The sequence below is a fragment of the Pseudomonas sp. genome (assembly GCF_035277045.1).
GTDB lineage: Bacteria > Pseudomonadota > Gammaproteobacteria > Pseudomonadales > Pseudomonadaceae > Aquipseudomonas.
Genome location: NZ_DATELE010000265.1, coordinates 1 through 13,632 on the forward strand (window position 1 = coordinate 1; position 13,632 = coordinate 13,632).

Consider the following 13,632-nt stretch of genomic DNA (forward strand, 5'->3'; position numbering starts at 1 on the left):
TAAGTAGCCAGTATTATTCCACAGGGATTCGTTTCCGCCTACCCCCGCCTGGCATTTACTCGGTGCCAAGCTGTAACAAGCCTTCCAGCGCGGCGATCACCGTTTGCCGACGGACTGCCTCGCGGTCGCCTTCGAACTGGCGGCGCTCGCAGCGCACCCGTGGGCCATCGGCCCAGGCCAGCCAGACCGTGCCCACCGGCTTCGCAGGCGAGCCGCCATCGGGCCCGGCGACGCCGCTGACGGCCACGGCGAAGCGCGCGCCGCTGGCCGCCTGGGCGCCAGTGGCCATGGCCTGGACCACTTCTTCGCTGACCGCACCCACCGTCTCGAACAGCATGGAAGGGACATTCAGCTGGCGCGTCTTCTGCCTGTTGGAGTAGGTGACGTAACCTGCCTCGAACCACGCCGAGCTGCCGGGAATCCGTGTGATCGCCTCGGCGATGCCACCACCGGTGCATGACTCGGCCGTGCTTACTTGGGCATTCAGATCGCGCAGATGTTCACCCAGGCGGGTGGAAAGAAGGGTGATCGGGTCCATGGCGGGCTCCTTGAAGGTGGTGCATACCCTAGCACCGTGGTGCTTTGTGAGGGCGGCTGGGTGTATGTCTTGAATTATCGGGCGGTGCTCGATCCAAGGGCGCCGCACATCTCAAGACATGCATCCTGCCACCCCTCTCCCAAGCCACCACAGGTCCCCAAGCCGCTTTCAAAACCTGTAGAATCCGCCCCAATCCGCAATCGTCTAACTAGACTCACCGCTGTAAGGCCCTGAATGTCTGACCTCTCCGCACACACCCCGATGATGCAACAGTACTGGCGGCTGAAAAACCAGCACCCCGACCAGTTGATGTTCTACCGCATGGGCGACTTCTACGAGATCTTCTACGAAGACGCGAAGAAAGCCGCGAAACTGCTGGATATCACCCTGACCGCGCGCGGCCAGTCGGCGGGCCAGTCGATCCCCATGTGTGGCATCCCTTTCCATTCGGCGGAGGGGTACCTGGCCAAGCTGGTCAAGCTTGGCGAGTCGGTGGTGATCTGTGAGCAGATCGGCGACCCGGCCACCAGCAAGGGGCCGGTCGAGCGGCAGGTGGTGCGCATCATCACGCCGGGCACCGTCAGTGACGAGGCCCTGCTGGACGAGCGCCGCGACAACCTGATCGCGGCGCTGCTGGGCGACGAGCGCCTGTTCGGCCTGGCGGTGCTGGACATCACCAGCGGCAACTTCACGGTGCAGGAAATCAAGGGCTGGGAAAACCTGCTGGCCGAACTCGACCGCATCAACCCGGTGGAGCTGCTGTACCCGGATGACTGGCCACAGGGCCTGCCCGCCGAGAAACGCCGCGGCAGCCGCCGCCGTGCGCCGTGGGATTTCGATCGCGACTCGGCACGCAAGAGCCTGTGCCAGCAGTTCGCGACCCAGGACCTGAAAGGCTTCGGCTGCGAGAAACTGACCCTGGCCATCGGCGCCGCCGGCTGCCTGCTGGCCTATGCCAAGGAAACCCAGCGTACCGCCCTGCCCCATCTGCGCAGCTTGCGCCATGAGCGCCTGGACGACACGGTGGTGCTCGACGGCGCCAGCCGCCGCAACCTGGAGCTGGACGTCAATCTGGCCGGTGGCCGCGACAATACCCTGCAGTCGGTGATCGACCGTTGCCAGACCGCCATGGGCAGCCGCCTGCTGACCCGCTGGCTGAACCGCCCGCTACGCGACCTCAAGGTGCTGCTCGCACGCCAGGGCTCGATCCGTTGCCTGCTCGATGGCTACCGGTTCGAAAAACTGCAGCCGCAGCTCAAGGACATCGGCGACATCGAGCGGATTCTCGCCCGCATCGGCCTGCGCAATGCCCGCCCGCGCGACCTGGCGCGCCTGCGCGATGCCTTGGGGGCGCTGCCGGAGCTGCAGAACGCCATGGCCGAACTCGAGGCGCCGCACCTCGCGCGCCTGGCGGCCATCGCCGGTACCTACCCGGAACTGTCCGGGCTGCTTGAAAAGGCCGTTATCGACAACCCGCCCGCGGTAATCCGCGACGGTGGCGTGCTCAAGACCGGCTACGACGCGGAACTGGACGAGCTGCAGGCCATGAGCGAGAACGCCGGCCAGTTCCTCATCGACCTGGAAGCCCGTGAGAAAGCCCGTACCGGCCTTGCCAACCTGAAGGTGGGCTACAACCGCGTGCATGGCTACTTCATCGAGCTGCCGAGCAAGCAGGCCGAACAGGCGCCGGGCGACTACATACGACGCCAGACGCTCAAGGGCGCCGAGCGCTTCATCACCCCGGAGCTCAAGGCCTTCGAGGACAAGGCGCTGTCGGCAAAGAGCCGCGCCCTGGCGCGCGAAAAGATGCTCTACGACGCGCTGCTCGAGAACCTCATCGGCCACCTGGCCCCGCTGCAGGATACCGCGGCGGCGCTGGCGGAGCTGGACGTGCTGAGCAACCTTGCCGAGCGCGCGCTTACCCTTGACCTCAACTGCCCGGGCTTTGTCGACGAACCTTGCCTGCGTATCGAGCAAGGCCGTCACCCGGTGGTGGAACAGGTACTGACCACCCCCTTCGTGGCCAACGACCTGACCCTGGACGACAGCACGCGCATGCTGATCATCACCGGTCCCAACATGGGCGGCAAGTCGACCTACATGCGCCAGACGGCGCTGATCGTGCTCATGGCGCATATCGGCAGCTTCGTACCCGCGGCGCGCTGCGAGCTGTCGCTGGTCGATCGCATCTTCACCCGGATCGGCTCGAGCGACGACCTGGCCGGTGGCCGCTCGACGTTCATGGTCGAGATGAGCGAGACCGCCAACATCCTGCACAACGCCACCGACCGCAGCCTGGTGCTGATGGACGAAGTGGGCCGCGGCACCAGCACCTTCGACGGTCTCTCGCTGGCCTGGGCCGCCGCCGAGCGGCTTGCCAGGCTTCGTGCCTACACGCTGTTCGCCACGCACTACTTCGAGCTCACGGTGTTGCCGGAGAGCGAGCCACTGGTGGCCAACGTGCACCTGAACGCCACCGAGCACAAGGAACGCATCGTCTTCCTGCACCATGTGCTGCCTGGACCCGCCAGCCAGAGCTATGGCCTGGCAGTGGCGCAACTGGCAGGCGTGCCAGGGCCGGTCATCCAGCGCGCGCGGGAGCACCTGAGCCGCCTGGAAACCGCCAGTCTGCCCCAGGATGCGCCGGTTGCCGCGGGCGGCACGCCTAACGTGCCGCACCAGAGCGACCTGTTCGCCAACCTGCCGCATCCGGTGATCGACAAGCTCGGAAAACTTGACGTGGACGGCCTGACCCCTCGTCAAGCTATGGAAATGCTCTATGCACTGAAGACTCTGTTATAACGCCCTGACACACAAGCTGATAGAATCCCGCGCGGTTTGCCGGTGCTGCAGGCACCTAGCCTGGCCTGCAGCCACACTTGTAAACCGCGCTGCCCTGTAAGGAAGGGCACGCTGCCGTAGCCTGAGGAGAGAATTAGAAATGACCTTCGTCGTCACCGACAACTGCATCAAGTGCAAATACACCGACTGCGTAGAAGTGTGTCCGGTGGACTGCTTCTACGAAGGCCCGAACTTCCTGGTCATTCACCCGGATGAGTGCATCGACTGTGCACTGTGCGAGCCTGAGTGCCCTGCCCAAGCCATTTTCTCGGAAGATGAAATACCTGCCGGCATGGAGAACTTCATCGAGCTGAACACCGAGCTGGCTGAGATCTGGCCAAATATCACCGAGAAGAAGGACGCCCTGCCAGACGCTGAAGAGTGGGATGGCAAGACCGGCAAGATCGCCGACCTGGAACGCTGAGTTTCAACGCTTCATCGAAAGGCCCCTTGCGGGCCTTTTTCATTTTCTGCAGGCGAAAAAAAGGGGCGGTTTGACCCGCCCACATTTTTTTCCGTAGTCCCTGTAGTCCTTGCTCATCATCCTGATGAATCGCATCCTGCGATGTCCATGGCCGTCATCCTTGAAAGCCTGTGTCATTCCCTGGACACAGGTCAGATACTAGCCCTTTCACCGTGACGGGCAAGCGCAAAACCTCTCAAGAAGATTCCGCAGACACACCTACCCATTTTTAAAAAGCTCATTTAAAACAGTAGGTTAAGTAAAGTACGACGTTGAAAACGACAATGATTTACTGATCCATGCTGCAATGACTTACACGACGAGTAAGCGAACGCTTACACGCAAAGCAACGAAGGTGGCGGATGAAAGCTTTCCCCCACAAACAAAAACGCCCCGAGTTCGGGGCGTCTTGCGCAGCGAGCAGCGTTACTGGAACAGCGACTCGCTGGACAGGCCATTCTTTTCAAGGATCTCACGCAGGCGCTTGAGGCCCTCGACCTGAATCTGGCGCACCCGCTCGCGGGTAAGGCCAATCTCCAGCCCGACGTCTTCGAGCGTGCTGCTCTCATGACCACGCAGGCCAAAGCGGCGAATCACCACCTCGCGCTGCTTGTCGGTCAGCTCGCCCAGCCACTGATCGATGCTTTGGGACAGATCATCGTCCTGTAGCAGCTCACAGGGATCGGTGGGCCGGTCATCGGTCAGGGTATCAAGCAGGGTCTTGTCCGAATCCGGACCCAGGGAAACATCCACCGAAGAGACGCGCTCGTTGAGGCCCAGCATGCGCTTGACCTCGGCCACCGGCTTTTCAAGCAGGCTGGCGATCTCTTCCGGGGAAGGCTCGTGGTCGAGTTTCTGGGTCAGCTCGCGTGCCGCGCGCAGGTAGACGTTGAGTTCCTTGACCACGTGAATCGGCAGGCGAATGGTGCGGGTCTGGTTCATGATCGCCCGCTCGATGGTCTGGCGAATCCACCAGGTCGCGTAGGTCGAGAACCGGAAGCCGCGCTCAGGATCGAATTTCTCCACCGCGCGAATCAGGCCAAGGTTGCCCTCCTCGATCAGGTCGAGCAAGGACAGCCCGCGATTGACATAGCGCCGCGCGATCTTCACCACGAGGCGAAGGTTGCTCTCGATCATGCGCTTGCGGCCCGCCGCATCACCCCGTTGCGACAGCCGCGCGAAATGAACTTCCTCTTCAGGCGACAGAAGAGGCGAGAATCCGATTTCATTAAGGTACAACTGAGTAGCATCAAGTGCGCGAGTGTAGTCGATGTACTTGTGCTGCTTAAGCGAGGAGCCTTTGCTGGCCCTGGTCCGAACCGAAGGTACAGCAGGTTCGTCTGACACCACGTCCGTTTCCAAAACGATGCCCGTCTCCATCAAGAGAACGTCATCGTCGATGTCAAACTCCGGCACTTCTTTACTGAGAGCCATTGTTATAGTCCTTTGCTGAGTTCGAACTCAGACTCGAGCGGCACCATTCCATGGCAGCGCTTGAGCCTGTCCCCACTATGTCAGGACAGGCCAGGACAGCAATCAGCGGCTTGGCAGAAACTGCAGTGGGTCGACGGGTTTACCCTGGCGGCGAATCTCGAAATGCAGCTTCACCCGGTCAGCGCCTGTGGACCCCATCTCGGCAATAGTCTGCCCAACCTTGACTTGCTGCCCCTCCCGAACCAAAAGCCTGCGGTTATGACCGTAGGCACTGACATAGGTATCGCTGTGCTTGATGATGATCAGCTCGCCGTAGCCCCGCAAGCCACTCCCGGCGTAAACCACTGATCCATTTGCAGCAGCAAAAACAGGCTGTCCCAAATCACCGGCGATATCAACGCCTTTATTCAAACTACCGTTTGAAGCAAATTTGCCAATTACCACGCCGTTTGCGGGCCATGCCCAGCCACCAGCGGATCGCTCTGCGGCGGGCACCTGAACTGGCGCGGCCGACGTGGCAACGGCCACTGTTGACGCCGGTTTGCTGGCGCTGGAAGGGGCTCCGGAGGTAGTGGCCACTGGCCGACGAATGACCGTCGTCTTGCTCGCGGACGAGGGTCCGGAGACCACGGTGGTGCTCCCTGCGGCACCACTGCTGAAGCGTATCGGCTGTCCCGGGCGGATGGTATAGGGGGCGGCAATGCCATTGCGCGCGGCAAGCTCCTTGTAGTCCCACCCATAGCGGAACGCGATAGAAAACAGCGTGTCGCCCGGCCTGACGATGTACTGCCCCGAGGTCACCGTGGGGCGCTTGGGAACGGCATTGTTGCGATCGACCACCCGGGCGCCGCCGGAGGGGGTACTGGAGCAGCCGGCCAGCAGCATGCCCGTGGCCAGTGCAATCACCAGAAGCTTGAAGCTCGATCGATCCCTGCGCTGCTGAATGATTGTATGACCCACCCGCCGCTTCCTCTCATGGTGACGTTATCAAATGCAATATTGTTTCAACTATAACCCTGCCGCGTCAGGGTTCGACACCTGGGGCGAAACCCACCATCACGGCAAGGGCCCCGCCAGATAGACAGGACTGCGCCTGGAGAATTCGCAGCCGCCGCAAATATTACCGCCGCGGGTCAGGCCAGGGGCCCGTTGAGCAGAGGCACGAACCGCACCGCGCCCAGCACGCGTTTTGAGAACCCGTGCTCTTCACGCACGATGAGCATCAGGTGCTGCAGCTCCCCTGACGCGCCTACCGGAATGACCATCCGTCCGCCGGGCGCGAGCTGGTCCAGCAAGGCCTGCGGCACTTCGGAGGCAACCGCGGTGACGATGATGCCGTTATAGGGCGCAAGCGCTGGCCATCCCTCGCAGCCATCGCCCCAGCGGAACACCACGTTGCGCAGGTTGAGCTGGACCAGACGCTCCTTGGCGCGGTCCTGCAGGACCTTGATCCGCTCGACCGAGAAAACCCGCTCGACCAGCTGGGCCAGGATGGCGGTCTGGTAGCCCGACCCCGTACCGATCTCCAGGACCTTGTCCAGCGGACCGGCCTCGAGCAACAACTCGCTCATGTGCGCAACCATGAAGGGCTGCGAGATGGTCTGGTTGTGGCCGATCGGCAAGGCGGTGTCTTCATAGGCACGGTGCGCAAGCGCTTCGTCGACGAACAGGTGGCGCGGGGTCCGGCGCAGCGCGTCAAGCACCTGGGTGCTGGTCACGCCTTCCTCGATCAGGCGCTGGATCAGGCGCTCGCGCGTGCGCTGGGAAGTCATGCCGATGCCATGACGCATCCGGTCGTCCTGTTCGCGCATCACAGCAGCCCCTCCAGCCAGCCGTCGAGACGCTCAAAGGCGTCGTTGAAGGTACGATCGAGCTGCAAGGGAGTGATCGACACGTAGCCTTGCATCACGGCGTGGAAATCGGTGCCTGGCCCACCGTCCTCGGCGTCTCCGGCGACCGCGATCCAGTATCCCTCCTTGCCCCGTGGGTTGACCACCCGCGTCGGCGCCGCAGCCCGTGCCCGATGCCCCAGGCGGGTGAGCTGGATGCCACGGATGTGCTCCAGCGGGAGGTTGGGGATGTTCACGTTCAGCACGGTGCGCGCAGGCAGCTCCAGACGTGACTGGGCCTCCACCAGGCGGCGTGCGATGTGCGCCGCCGCCGGCAGGTTGTCGGGCTGGCGCGAGACCAGGGAAAACGCCAGCGAGGTGCCGCCCAGGAAGCGCCCCTCGAGCGCCGCGGCGACGGTGCCGGAGTACAGCACGTCATCGCCCAGGTTGGCGCCCAGGTTGATGCCCGAGACCACCATGTCGGGGGTCTGCTCGAGCAGGCCGTTGAGCCCCAGGTGCACGCAGTCGGTTGGCGTGCCATTGAGGCTGATGAAGCCATTGGCCAGGGTCTGCGGGCACAGGGGACGATCAAGCGTCAGCGAGCTGCCGGCGCCACTCTTGTCCTGGTCCGGGGCGATGACCACGCAGTCGGCGTAGTCCGCCAGCGCGGCATGCAGCGCGGCAAGTCCGGGTGCGGTTACACCGTCGTCGTTCGAAATCAGAATACGCATGGGCTGTCCGTCTGCCCTGCCGGCACCAGATCCACAAGCTCGCGCACCACGACGGTGGCGAAGCATCCGGCCGGCAGGACGAATTGCAGTTGCAGGATATCAGGCTCCGGATAATGCCACGTCAGCTCACCAATAGGGAGCCGCAGAATGCGACGTTCGTGACCCATGCCCGCCCGAGCCAACCACTGGCAAAGTGCCGCATCCGCATCACCGATGCGCTGTTCCACCACGGCCGTCACGCCCTGCGCGGGTGTCGGGCCTTCGCCCCAGAGCGGACCTGTCGGATGCAGGTCGAGGATATCCAGGCGAGGATCGGAACATTCCTGCTCACCGGCGGGAAAGAAACTGCGGCTATCGGTGAACGCCAGCAGGTCGCCCACCTGGGCCCGTTGCCAGCTGCCATCGGCAACTCGCGCGGCGAGCACCTGGTTGAACAGGAAGCTGCGTGCGGTCGACAGCAGGCGCGAGCGGACATTGCGCTGCTCGGGCAGGGCTGCGCGGGCGGCCCAGTCGCGGGCATCGACGAGGTTGCCTCCGGCATGGCCGAAGCGCTGGCTGCCGAAGTAGTTCGGCACGCCATGCTGCTTGAGCTGCGCGAGGCGCGCGTCCAGCGCCGGATGATCAGCGGCCAGCGCGGTCAGCCGCAGGGTGAAGCCGTTTGCCGAATGGGCGCCGCGCTGCAGTTTGCGCGAGTGGCGCACCTGCTTGAGGATGCGCAGGCTATCGTCCTCTGCACGCGACAGGTCAGGGTCGGCCTTGCCAGGCAAGTGCAGGCTGAACCACTGGCGAGTCAGCGCCTGCCGGTCCTTGAGGCCGGCATAGCTGATATTGCGCAGCGGCACGCCTGACGCACGCGCCAGGCGCCGGGCCGCCTCCTCGGTATTGAGCTCACGCTTCTCGACCCACAGCCACAGGTGCTCGCCCTGGCCCGAGAGCGGAATGTCCAGCACCTCGTCGACCTGGAAGTCTTCGGCGACAGCCTTGAGCACGGCAGTGCCCAGCGCCTCGCCGCAGGCGCGTGGCCCAAGCAGTTCGAATTCGGTCATGCTGGCAGCAACAAGGCGACCGCGTGCACGGCGATGCCCTCCTCGCGACCGGCGAAGCCCAGCTTCTCGGTGGTGGTGGCCTTGACGTTGACCTGGTCGAGTCCGACGTCCAGGTCCTGGGCGATCAACTGGCGCATGGTCTCGATGTGCGGCGCCATTTTCGGCGCCTGGGCAACGATCGTGGCGTCGACGTTGCCGACCTTCCAGCCCTTGGCCAGGACCACCTTGACCACGTGGCGCAACAGCACGCGACTGTCGGCGCCCTTGAACTGCGGATCGGTGTCGGGAAAGTGCTTGCCGATGTCGCCCAGCGCGGCGGCGCCCAGCAATGCGTCGCTCAGGGCGTGCAATACGACATCGCCGTCGGAGTGGGCAAGCAGGCCGAATCTGTGCGCGATGCGCACCCCGCCCAAGGTAATGAAATCGCCGTCCGTGAAGCGGTGCACATCGTAGCCGTGGCCAATACGCATAGAAAAACGCCCTGATTGAGTCAGGGCGTGATTCTACCTGCTTTGCCCCGCCTTGGGCGGGCTTTGTCGGGCTACAGCCGCCCTAGCGCCACGGCGTGATGGCGCAAGTGCTCCTCGATGAAGCTGGCGATGAAGTAGTAGCTGTGGTCGTAACCTGGCTGCAAACGCAAGGTCAGCTCGTGGCCACCTTTTTTCGCGGCCTGCTCGAGCGCCTCGGGCTTGAGCTGGTTGACCAGGAAATCGTCGCGATCGCCCTGGTCTACCAACAGCGGCGGACACTGCCCGGCCGGCGTCTCCGCCAGCAGCACGCTGGCATCCCATTCGCGCCAGCGCGCGCGGTCGTCACCCAGGTAACGGGAAAACGCCTTCTCGCCCCACGGGCAATCCAGCGGATTGCAGATGGGCGAGAACGCCGACACCGAACGGTAGCGCCCCGGGTTGCGCAGCGCCGACACCAGCGCGCCGTGTCCGCCCATGGAGTGGCCGCTGATGCTGCGCTGGCCAGACGCGGGGAAGTGCGCCTCGATCAGCGCGGGCAACTCATCCACCACGTAGTCGTGCATGCGATAGTGCGTGGCCCATGGCTGCTGGGTAGCATTGAGATAGAAACCGGCGCCCTTGCCGAAATCCCACGCCCCATCCGGGTCACCCGGCACCTGCTCGCCACGCGGGCTGGTATCGGGGGCGACGATGATCAGCCCAAGCTCGGCGGCAAGCCGATGAGCACCGGCCTTCTGCATGAAGTTCTCGTCCGTGCAGGTCAGGCCGCTGAGCCAGTACAGCACGGGCAGTTTCTCGCCCTGCTCGGCCTGAGGCGGCAGGTACACGGCGAACACCATGTCGCAGCCCAGCACGGGCGAGGTGTGCCTGTAGCGTTTGTGCCAGCCGCCGAAGCTTTTCTGGCAGGAGATGTTTTCCAGGCTCATGACTGACCTCAGAAGTGGATCACGCTGCGGATGCTCTTGCCTTCGTGCATCAGGTCGAAGGCCTTGTTGATGTCCTCCAGGCCCATGGTATGGGTGATGAAGGTGTCCAGCGGGATCTCGCCGGTTTCGGCCATGGCCACGTAGCTTGGCAGCTCGCTGCGGCCACGCACGCCGCCGAACGCCGAACCACGCCAGACGCGGCCGGTGACCAGCTGGAACGGGCGGGTGGCGATCTCCTGGCCCGCACCGGCAACGCCGATGATCACCGATTCGCCCCAGCCCTTGTGGCAGCACTCAAGCGCCGCGCGCATCAGCTGGACATTGCCGATGCACTCGAAGGAGAAGTCCACGCCGCCGTCGGTCAGGTCGACGATGACTTCCTGGATCGGACGGTCGTAGTCCTTAGGGTTGATGCAGTCGGTGGCGCCGAGCTGCTTGGCGATCTCGAACTTGGCCGGGTTGATGTCGATGGCGATGATCCGCGACGCCTTGGCCTTGACCGCGCCAATGATCGCCGACAGGCCGATGCCGCCCAGACCGAAGATGGCCACGGTGTCGCCTGGCTTGACCTTGGCGGTATTGAGCACCGCGCCGATGCCGGTGGTCACGCCGCAGCCGAGCAGACAGACCTTCTCGAGCGGGGCCTCTTTCTGGATCTTGGCCACCGAGATTTCCGGCAGCACGGTGTACTCCGAGAACGTGGAGGTACCCATGTAGTGGAACAGTTGCTGGCCCTTGTAGGAGAAACGCGTGGTGCCATCGGGCATCAGGCCTTTGCCCTGGGTGGCGCGGATGGCTTGGCACAGGTTGGTCTTGCCGGAACGGCAGAACTTGCACTGACCGCATTCCGGGGTATACAGCGGGATCACGTGGTCGCCGACGGCTACCGAGGTGACGCCCTCGCCCACTGCCTCGACGATCGCCCCACCCTCATGGCCGAGGATCGAAGGAAAGATTCCCTCAGGATCAGCACCCGACAGGGTGTAGGCGTCAGTGTGGCAGACACCGCTGGCAACCACGCGCAGCAGGACTTCACCGGCCTTGGGCATGGCAACGTCGACTTCGACGATTTCGAGCGGTTTCTTGGCCTCGAAGGCTACGGCGGCACGGGACTTGATCATCAAAGGTCTCCAGGGGTGTAGGAATTCAGTCCATCAGTGTAATTCACCAGCATTTGATGAATAATCCAGTCAATGTCAAAACATTATTGCTGTACTGGGACAATCAATGAGTAATCGCTGGGAAGGCATTGATGAATTCGTGGCCGTCGCCGAATCGGGCCAGTTCACCGCGGCAGCCGAGCGACTGGGCGTTTCCTCCTCGCATGTCAGCCGGCAGATCGCCCGGCTGGAAGAGCGCCTGCAAACCCGCCTGCTGTATCGAAGCACGCGGCGGGTGACCTTGAGCGAAGCTGGGCAGACCTTTCTGCAGCACTGCCAGCGCCTGCAGGATGGCCACGAGGAGGCGCTGCGCGCCATGGGTGACCTTGCCAGCGAGCCCAAAGGCCTGCTGCGCATGACCTGCGCGGTGGCCTATGGCGAGCGTTTCATCGTGCCACTGGTGACGCGATTCATGGCGCTGTACCCGCAGCTGCGCATCGAGATCGAACTGAGCAACCGGTCGCTCGACCTGCTGCACGAAGGCATGGACCTGGCGATTCGTCTCGGACGCCTGCAGGACTCACGGCTGGTCGCCACCCGCCTGGCGCCCAGGCGCATGTACCTGTGCGCCTCACCGTCCTACCTGGAGCGCTACGGCCGCCCGCACAGCCTCTCGGAGCTGGCCCGCCACAATTGCCTGATCGGCAGTTCGGATATCTGGTCATTGCAGCAGCAAGGCCGCGAGCTCAGCCAGCGGGTGCAGGGCAACTGGCGCTGCAACAGTGGCCAGGCGGTGCTGGATGCCGCGTTGCAGGGGGTGGGGTTATGTCAGTTGCCCGACTATTACGTGCGCGAACATCTGCAGAGCGGGGCGCTGGTGTCGTTGCTCGAGACCCATCAGCCACCCAATACCGCCGTCTGGGCGCTGTATCCGCAGCAGCGCCACCTCTCGCCGAAGGTGCGCCGGCTGGTGGATTATCTGAAAGAAGGCTTGGCGCGATTGCCGCAATACAGCGAAGCAGCTTCATGAAAAAAGCGCTACGCTTGATCCAGGACTCGCCCTTGCTTTGTGCATTCTCTGAATAGCACGTCTGGCGCATAGACGCCTTCAGCTTCGGCGAGTCCTCATCCCCGCAATGCCCACCGTTGGCGCAACCATTCCAGGTCCTCCGGGCGGGTGACCTTGATGTTGTCGCTGCGCCCTTCGATCAGCCGCGGCGCCTGGCCAGCCCACTCGATGGCCGAGGCCTCGTCGGTGATCACCACGTCCGCCACCAGGCCGTCCGCCAACGCCCGATGCAGGGCACCCAGGCGGAACATCTGCGGAGTGAAGGCCTGCCAGATCGTGCTGCGGTCGACCGTGGCACTCACCCGGCCGCTGGCGTCGGCCCGCTTGAGCGTGTCGCGGGCCGGGACCGCGAGCAGTCCGCCCACCGGATCATCGGCCAGCTCCGCGAGCAAGCGGTCGAGGTCGCCGCGCGCGAGGTTCGGGCGCGCGGCATCATGCACCAGCACCCAGTCGCTGTCCGCGGCGCCTTGGGCATGCAGCAGCAGGAGTGCGTTGAGCACCGAATCGGCGCGCTGCTCGCCGCCGGCGGCACGCTGGATGCGGGGATCCTGCGCGCACCGCAGGCCAGGCCAGTACGGGTCTTCGGCGGCAATGCTGACAATCACCCCCTTGAGCGAGGGATGATCGAGAAAACAGTCGAGGCTGTGCTCGATAAGGGTCCGGCCACCTAGCTGCAAGTATTGCTTGGGACGGTCGGCAGCCATGCGGGCACCTACGCCCGCGGCAGGAATCACGGCCCAGAAGGCCGGCAAGGTATCGGTCATTGTGGCAGCTGGTAGAGGGTCTCGCCCTCCTTCACCATTCCCAATTCGTGACGGGCCCGCTCTTCCACGGTTTCCATGCCTTTCTTCAACTCCAGGACCTCGGCATCCAGCACGCGGTTGCGTTCGAGCAGCCGCTCGTTCTCCGTGTGCTGTTCGGCGATCTGCTTCTGCAGGTCGGCCGCCTGGGCCAGGCTGCCATTACCGACCCAGAGGCGATACTGCAGGCCACCCAACAGCAGGAGCAGGATGAGAAACAACCAATAGGGACTGCGCATCACGTTATCCAGGGTTAAAGACCGCCGCACTGAAACTTCAGACGCAGGCTTCGGATAGCACAAAGCCTGGCCGAGGCCAGGCTTCGTGGACAGAAACCTGCAAGAGGCTTCTGAACCTTCAATGGGACGAAGGTTCAGCCTGCCGC

General features: G+C 63.6%; 14 protein-coding genes. 3 read left to right on the forward strand and 11 right to left on the reverse strand.

The genetic code is table 11. The features are described from left to right. Nucleotides 1-55 precede the first annotated feature (55 nt). Nucleotides 56-538 carry a CinA family protein gene (locus tag VJS90_RS14665; RefSeq protein WP_324122368.1) on the reverse strand — a complete coding sequence of 161 codons (483 nt, stop codon included), beginning with the start codon at nucleotides 536-538 and terminating at the stop codon, nucleotides 56-58. 234 nt (nucleotides 539-772) lie between these two features. On the opposite strand from VJS90_RS14665, the gene mutS reads away from it, so the two are divergent. Beyond that, on the forward strand, nucleotides 773-3,340 hold the full coding sequence (gene mutS / locus VJS90_RS14670; protein WP_324122369.1) for a DNA mismatch repair protein MutS: 2,568 nt from the start codon (nucleotides 773-775) through the stop codon (nucleotides 3,338-3,340). Nucleotides 3,341-3,479: 139 nt separating this feature from the next. Beyond that, nucleotides 3,480-3,803 carry a ferredoxin FdxA gene (gene fdxA, locus VJS90_RS14675; RefSeq protein ID WP_324122370.1) on the forward strand — a complete coding sequence of 108 codons (324 nt, stop codon included), beginning with the start codon at nucleotides 3,480-3,482 and terminating at the stop codon, nucleotides 3,801-3,803. Between the two features lie 465 nt (nucleotides 3,804-4,268). Here the strand turns inward: fdxA and rpoS are convergent, their stop codons facing one another. From rpoS to VJS90_RS14715, 8 genes are all read right to left on the reverse strand, one after another. Continuing rightward, a complete protein-coding gene (rpoS, locus tag VJS90_RS14680; protein ID WP_324122371.1) occupies nucleotides 4,269-5,276 on the reverse strand; it encodes an RNA polymerase sigma factor RpoS in 1,008 nt (335 codons plus the stop codon). Between the two features lie 102 nt (nucleotides 5,277-5,378). Further along, the gene (locus VJS90_RS14685) at nucleotides 5,379-6,236 is read right to left on the reverse strand and encodes a peptidoglycan DD-metalloendopeptidase family protein (protein ID WP_324122372.1); all 858 of its coding nucleotides are present in this window, start codon (nucleotides 6,234-6,236) and stop codon (nucleotides 5,379-5,381) included. A 173-nt stretch (nucleotides 6,237-6,409) separates the two neighbouring features. Next, entirely contained in the window at nucleotides 6,410-7,048 is a 639-nt protein-coding gene (locus VJS90_RS14690) for a protein-L-isoaspartate(D-aspartate) O-methyltransferase (protein WP_324122416.1), read from the reverse strand. A 38-nt stretch (nucleotides 7,049-7,086) separates the two neighbouring features. Beyond that, nucleotides 7,087-7,836: a 5'/3'-nucleotidase SurE gene (gene surE / locus VJS90_RS14695; RefSeq protein ID WP_324122373.1), complete on the reverse strand. Its 750-nt coding sequence runs from the start codon at nucleotides 7,834-7,836 to the stop codon at nucleotides 7,087-7,089. Further along, nucleotides 7,824-8,882, reverse strand: a complete 1,059-nt coding sequence (truD, locus tag VJS90_RS14700; RefSeq protein WP_324122374.1) for a tRNA pseudouridine(13) synthase TruD — start codon at nucleotides 8,880-8,882, stop codon at nucleotides 7,824-7,826. The genes surE and truD overlap by 13 nt, the downstream gene beginning before the upstream one ends. After that, a complete protein-coding gene (gene ispF / locus VJS90_RS14705; protein ID WP_324122375.1) occupies nucleotides 8,879-9,352 on the reverse strand; it encodes a 2-C-methyl-D-erythritol 2,4-cyclodiphosphate synthase in 474 nt (157 codons plus the stop codon). Before ispF ends, truD begins: the two co-directional genes overlap by 4 nt. A 71-nt stretch (nucleotides 9,353-9,423) precedes the next feature. Next, nucleotides 9,424-10,278 carry an S-formylglutathione hydrolase gene (gene fghA / locus VJS90_RS14710; RefSeq protein ID WP_324122376.1) on the reverse strand — a complete coding sequence of 285 codons (855 nt, stop codon included), beginning with the start codon at nucleotides 10,276-10,278 and terminating at the stop codon, nucleotides 9,424-9,426. 8 nt (nucleotides 10,279-10,286) lie between these two features. Then, the gene (locus VJS90_RS14715; protein WP_324122377.1) at nucleotides 10,287-11,399 is read right to left on the reverse strand and encodes an S-(hydroxymethyl)glutathione dehydrogenase/class III alcohol dehydrogenase; all 1,113 of its coding nucleotides are present in this window, start codon (nucleotides 11,397-11,399) and stop codon (nucleotides 10,287-10,289) included. 106 nt (nucleotides 11,400-11,505) lie between these two features. On the opposite strand from VJS90_RS14715, the gene VJS90_RS14720 reads away from it, so the two are divergent. Then, nucleotides 11,506-12,408, forward strand: a complete 903-nt coding sequence (locus VJS90_RS14720) for a LysR substrate-binding domain-containing protein (protein ID WP_324122378.1) — start codon at nucleotides 11,506-11,508, stop codon at nucleotides 12,406-12,408. Nucleotides 12,409-12,503: 95 nt separating this feature from the next. On the opposite strand, the gene ispD is transcribed toward VJS90_RS14720, so the two are convergent. Together ispD and ftsB are read right to left on the reverse strand one after the other, a co-directional pair. Beyond that, nucleotides 12,504-13,211 (reverse strand): 2-C-methyl-D-erythritol 4-phosphate cytidylyltransferase, encoded by a 708-nt coding sequence (ispD, locus tag VJS90_RS14725; protein ID WP_324122379.1) that lies wholly within the window; start codon nucleotides 13,209-13,211, stop codon nucleotides 12,504-12,506. Continuing rightward, nucleotides 13,208-13,486, reverse strand: a complete 279-nt coding sequence (ftsB, locus tag VJS90_RS14730; protein WP_158459606.1) for a cell division protein FtsB — start codon at nucleotides 13,484-13,486, stop codon at nucleotides 13,208-13,210. The genes ispD and ftsB overlap by 4 nt, the downstream gene beginning before the upstream one ends. Between the last annotated feature and the right edge of the window lie 146 nt (nucleotides 13,487-13,632).

Excerpts from the sequence above, each read along its gene's own strand:
- VJS90_RS14720 (WP_324122378.1), top strand. The coding sequence starts at position 11,506 with ATGAGTAATCGCTGGGAAGGCATTGATGAATTCGTGGCCGTCGCCGAA.
- truD (WP_324122374.1), bottom strand. The coding sequence starts at position 8,882 with ATGACCGAATTCGAACTGCTTGGGCCACGCGCCTGCGGCGAGGCGCTG.
- rpoS (WP_324122371.1), bottom strand. The coding sequence starts at position 5,276 with ATGGCTCTCAGTAAAGAAGTGCCGGAGTTTGACATCGACGATGACGTT.
- mutS (WP_324122369.1), top strand. The coding sequence starts at position 773 with ATGTCTGACCTCTCCGCACACACCCCGATGATGCAACAGTACTGGCGG.
- VJS90_RS14690 (WP_324122416.1), bottom strand. The coding sequence starts at position 7,048 with ATGACTTCCCAGCGCACGCGCGAGCGCCTGATCCAGCGCCTGATCGAG.
- VJS90_RS14665 (WP_324122368.1), bottom strand. The coding sequence starts at position 538 with ATGGACCCGATCACCCTTCTTTCCACCCGCCTGGGTGAACATCTGCGC.
- surE (WP_324122373.1), bottom strand. The coding sequence starts at position 7,836 with ATGCGTATTCTGATTTCGAACGACGACGGTGTAACCGCACCCGGACTT.
- ispF (WP_324122375.1), bottom strand. The coding sequence starts at position 9,352 with ATGCGTATTGGCCACGGCTACGATGTGCACCGCTTCACGGACGGCGAT.
- fghA (WP_324122376.1), bottom strand. The coding sequence starts at position 10,278 with ATGAGCCTGGAAAACATCTCCTGCCAGAAAAGCTTCGGCGGCTGGCAC.
- VJS90_RS14715 (WP_324122377.1), bottom strand. The coding sequence starts at position 11,399 with ATGATCAAGTCCCGTGCCGCCGTAGCCTTCGAGGCCAAGAAACCGCTC.
- ispD (WP_324122379.1), bottom strand. The coding sequence starts at position 13,211 with ATGACCGATACCTTGCCGGCCTTCTGGGCCGTGATTCCTGCCGCGGGC.
- ftsB (WP_158459606.1), bottom strand. The coding sequence starts at position 13,486 with ATGCGCAGTCCCTATTGGTTGTTTCTCATCCTGCTCCTGCTGTTGGGT.
- fdxA (WP_324122370.1), top strand. The coding sequence starts at position 3,480 with ATGACCTTCGTCGTCACCGACAACTGCATCAAGTGCAAATACACCGAC.